The 4872-nt window shown below is 34.6% G+C and carries 4 protein-coding genes; 2 read left to right on the top strand and 2 right to left on the bottom strand.

Annotated features, from left to right (window positions below):
- Nucleotides 1-606: 606 nt before the first annotated feature.
- The gene (locus HHU12_RS33060) at nucleotides 607-1611 is read right to left on the bottom strand and encodes a LacI family DNA-binding transcriptional regulator (RefSeq protein WP_169661002.1); all 1005 of its coding nucleotides are present in this window, start codon (nucleotides 1609-1611) and stop codon (nucleotides 607-609) included.
- 344 nt (nucleotides 1612-1955) lie between these two features.
- Between HHU12_RS33060 and HHU12_RS33055 the strand changes: the two genes are divergently transcribed.
- Nucleotides 1956-3353: a sulfatase gene (locus HHU12_RS33055; RefSeq protein WP_169661001.1), complete on the top strand. Its 1398-nt coding sequence runs from the start codon at nucleotides 1956-1958 to the stop codon at nucleotides 3351-3353.
- A gap of 115 nt (nucleotides 3354-3468) precedes the next feature.
- Here the strand turns inward: HHU12_RS33055 and HHU12_RS33050 are convergent, their stop codons facing one another.
- Nucleotides 3469-4107, bottom strand: coding sequence for a hypothetical protein (locus HHU12_RS33050; protein WP_205960063.1), 639 nt, complete (start codon nucleotides 4105-4107; stop codon nucleotides 3469-3471).
- Between the two features lie 45 nt (nucleotides 4108-4152).
- On the opposite strand from HHU12_RS33050, the gene HHU12_RS33045 reads away from it, so the two are divergent.
- Nucleotides 4153-4653 (top strand): MepB family protein, encoded by a 501-nt coding sequence (locus HHU12_RS33045; protein ID WP_169660999.1) that lies wholly within the window; start codon nucleotides 4153-4155, stop codon nucleotides 4651-4653.
- Nucleotides 4654-4872: the final 219 nt, after the last annotated feature.

Below are 4872 nucleotides of genomic sequence, written 5' to 3'. Positions count from 1 at the left end.
TAGATATGTCAAACAATCTAATCTAGCTTTGTTGATTTTGATCTGTGAATTTATTTTTTCAAACAATTTCGTATATTCGTGTTGACTTTCCATAATTGATAAATTTTGTATGTCGAAATTCAAATTTAATCAATTCGATGGGAAGTCATTTTTTTGTCATATACTTAGTTCCTCCATATACACAAAAAATTAAAGGTCCCTATTAAGGACCTTCAATATTGACATCTTGATTTTTACTACTTTTAATCTAATTCTTATCGCTTTGTTGTCGCTAAATATGTATTTGTTATTGATGAACCGTAATATCTTAACAGTAGAAGCAACTGTGAGTAAAGAAACACCTGCCCATTTCAGACAGGTGTTTTTACAGCTATTAAAGTAGGGTTAACAAAATCTCTGTTAATTTACTTCGCAGTTACAAGTTCATGCTGTAACATTCAGATGAATAGATCTATGAACTCTCTCTCTTCAATTAATGTTAATACTAACTACTTCAGATGTTCCCATCTGATAGTTTTTTTCTCTCTTTCTTTTTGATAACATTACAAAAGTAGAGGTCTGATAAATATTTTCCTATGCAACCGCTTGCACAACAATTTGCACATTCTAACAGGATTCTCTTACCAATAATCTTGTGCTAGACTTGAAGGTACTATACTCAAAGCTTCCTTTTGATTTCATTGCTTTTATTTCTGATAACAGCATTTTTACGGATTGCTCCCCTAAATCAGAAGTAGACTGATCTACGGTCGTCAATTTTGGTGAAGTGAAAGAGGAAAGTGGATCGTTGGCATAACCAATCACTGCCACTTCATTTGGAATACAGATCCCCTGTTGCTTGGCATACTCCAGCATTTCAAAAGCATAGAAATCATTATAACAAAAAACGGCATCGTAATCATTGTTATATGCTTTTATTTTAATTTTCACGTCTTCTTTGTTTTCACATTGAATGCTGTGCTGTATTTCCAAATCATGTTTCTTCAAAGCTTCCATATATCCCTGTTTCCTGTAAAAGCTTGTGGACAAATCACGAGGTCCTTCCAAATGTAAAATTTTAGATCTGCCTTCTTGAATCAAATAAGACACCGCTTCAAAAGCCCCCTGAAAATCATCAGAGATCACAAAGCTAGCATCTACATTTTCATACATTCTATCTAAAAAGAGAATAGGGATCCCTTCTTCATTAATGTCATTGATAAATGCGGGGCAAGGCTGATCATAAGATAAAACAGCAATTATACCATCTACATGTGCTTTGGCTAGATTCCATAAAGCACTTTGTTCTTCGACCGCATTTTTTCCTGATCGTGTACAAATCAATTTATAACCCTTTTTAATCAATTCGTCTTCTATGATCCCTAATATTTTGCTGAAATAATTATCCTCAAAACACGGTATCATGACACCAATTGTTTTGGTCTCTTTACTGAATAATCCTTTGGCAAATGGATTCGGGTGATAGGCCCAATCATTCGCCAATTTTTTCACCTTTGTTCTTGTTTCAATCGGTATACGAGGGTGATCATTTAAAGCCCTAGATACAGTAGATGTACTCAGATTTAGTGCAGTGGCTAAGTCTGATAATTTAATGCGTTGGTTTGTTTTCATTTAGTTCAGTCAAATGTCGGAGAGTTTTTACTAAGTGAAACAAAAATATTTTCAATTCATTAAGTATGCAATGTTAAACTACTAATAATTGTTTATAATGTTTGAAGATTGTTAAGATTTAAAACCTTATGATTCAGCTATTAACAAGGGTTTAAAAAGAAGGAGAGAAAAGACTTGATCTTGCATCAAATAAAATTGGTAATCAACTCATCAAGTTGCAGAAATAATACTAAAATCAATTCATTCTATGCTATTACGACCAAATTGTGCTGCTAATTGGTGAAAATAACCAGCTTAAAAAAGCATTTTTTACGGACCTTTAGTTCATACTAAAATGAAAAGAAATGAACTACAGACTTTTTTATATCCTGCCCTTATTATTTGCTTTAGGGCAAACTATTTTCGCTCAGAAAAAAGATCAAAAACCTAATTTTGTAATTATTCTTGCTGACGATCTTGGCTATGCTGACGTGGGCTTTAATGGCTCTATTCAAATTAAAACACCACATATTGATGCCTTGGCAGAGCAGGGAATTCAATGTACTCAAGGCTATGTTTCAGCCCCAGTTTGCGGACCATCCAGAGCCGGTTTGATGACGGGTAGAAATCAAGTGAACTTTGGTTTTGATAATAATCCAATTGTGGACCTTCCGCAGTTTGATGAAAATTATGTGGGTGTTCCGGTAGAAGAAATAACCATTGCTGATCGTCTTGCTGAATTAGGTTATGTAAATGGTTTGGTAGGGAAATGGCACTTGGGTGAAGCACCTCAATACCATCCTACCAAAAGAGGCTTCCATGAGTTTTGGGGCTACACTGGCGGAGGTCATAACTACTTCCCAACTCAACCGAACGGTGATGCTTACCCTTATGAAATCGAGTGTAATTACAAAGATCCTCAGCCCATCACATACATCACAGATGACAAGGGTGATGAGTGTGTAGACTTTATCAAAAAACATAAAAAAGATCCTTTCTTCTTGTTCGCTTCTTTCAATGCTCCTCATGCTCCAATGCAGGCAACGGAGAAAGATAAGGCGTTGTATTCTTATATTAAAGATAAAAAAAGAAGAACGTATGCCGCCATGATTCACCGTTTGGATGTGAATGTGGGTAGAATTATTGATGAGCTGAAAAAGCAAGGAGTATATGATAATACTGTGATTGTTTTCTTAAGTGACAACGGCGGTCCATGTGATCATAATGCTTCAATTAACGCCCCACTAAATGGTCAGAAAGGCATTTTACTTGAAGGGGGAATCCGTGTACCATTTGTCATTTCTTATCCAAAACATTTAAAAGCAGGAAAATACAATCAGCCCATCACTTCCATGGACTTAACGCCTACTTTTGTGACTTTAGCCGGTGGAAAAACAACTGCCAAAGACAAACTGGATGGTGTAGATATTTTCCCTTACTTGATGAACAAAACCACAGGAAACCCTCATGAAACAATGATGTGGCGTTTTACCATCAGTGCAGGTATCAGAAAAGGCAACTGGAAATTGATTCGCCTCCCAGACCGTCTTCCTATACTTTTCAACCTTGATAAAGACCCTTCTGAATTGAATGATGTAGCTTCTGAAAACCGTGATTTGGTTGTGGAGATGTTAAAGCAATTGGGCGATTGGGATGTTTCATGCCCTCAGGTACTGTACTTGGAAGGCAATAGATGGAGAAGAAATCAGGTGGATCTTTATGATCAAAAGTATCAATTGACACAGCCTGGTTTATTGAAATAATGGGTTATTGAGTTAAGAGGGAAGAATAAAGAAGTAAATAAATTTCTTCCCACTTAACGCTTACCTAATTCTCCGACCTTGAAGGAAAAAGCGTTAATGGAAAATTGACAACAGTTTAGTTTACAATATACTTAGCCTCAAACAACTCCGCTAAGTATTTCTTAGATTTTCTACTTTCATACTTGAAGCCCCCAAGAACCACAACATAACCAAACACAAACATCCAAAAAGGGAGAGATGAAATAGAATCAAAATTGCCCATCAAAAGCATTGGGAATAATGCTAAACTGGCTATTGCAGCTATACCAAGCCAAATAGAAATAAAGAGCATCACAAATATATGAAGCTTCATTTTCACTTTGATTTCAGTACCGTATTTTCCTTTTTCAACGACACCATTTATTATAGGTAAAAAAGAATTTCTATAATTGATTATACGATTCATCTGAAATGTATTTTTTTCAATGCTTCCTTCGTAAGGTTTATGATTACTACTTCCAAAAATCCCAGTAATTCTAATTGCTTTTTTAGGTTCAATGATATCACTAATCCTATGAAGGACTTCTTCCGAATCGAGCTTTGTTTGATACGTTAAATTTTCAAATGGTAAAAACTTCATCTTGTTGTTTGCTTCTAATGATATAGTATTATCGAATAAGGCTGCTTTAGAATAAGTACTTAAAATGAAGATCAAAAATAAAGCCGATAATTTATGTTTTGAAATTCCACAAAAAATCACACAAACGGCTAGCAATTAAATTGTAATGCATTAATTTTAAATTTCAATTAAAAACTAAATATGAACCCTATCCTTCAACAAATAAAAACAGCAATTTACGACCAATGTGCTCTAGTAATTTCGAACTATAAAACTGAAGCAGAAGGTCAAGAGTATCACGCCTGTCAATTTACATTAAACAAACAGCATATCTTATGCAGAAATGCCAAAATAACTCCTAAAAAGGTGGGGCAATTTGTTACATGCTGGAGAAGAAATGAAAAGGGAGTAACTGAACTCTTTCATGAAAAGGATGTAATTGACTTTTATGTTATCAATGTAAAGTATGAAGAGAAACTGGGACAATTTGTTTTCCCAAAATCAATATTAATCGCAAAAGGTATTATTTCAACGGAACAAAAAGAAGGTAAAAGAGGCTTCCGCGTTTATCCCAAATGGGATGTTACTAATAATAAACAAGCTGAACGGACGCAACAATGGCAGCTCAATTATTTTTTTGAGATAAACGACTCAACTGACTTGATACAAGTGAAGGGCCTGTATTCTAAGAATCATTTTTAACTGCTCAATTCCCGTTGATGAACAAACGATAGCTAAAAGCACTCCTAATAAAGGGGTAGTTTATATTTTATATATTTCACTCATCTTGTGCCACTCATTTCACTGATATTGTGCCACTTTCAAATTGCTATTAGCAAGATATTGAAAAATAAATTAATATTACTCTTTTGTTTCTAATGTCCTAAGTGATTTCCCCTTTAAATCCAATCTATGTGATGA

The organism is Flammeovirga aprica JL-4 (assembly GCF_012844305.1).
Classification (GTDB): Bacteria; Bacteroidota; Bacteroidia; order Cytophagales; family Flammeovirgaceae; genus Flammeovirga; species Flammeovirga aprica.
The sequence above is the reverse complement of the archived record's forward strand: the minus strand, read 5'-3'. Positions and strand labels throughout refer to the sequence as shown.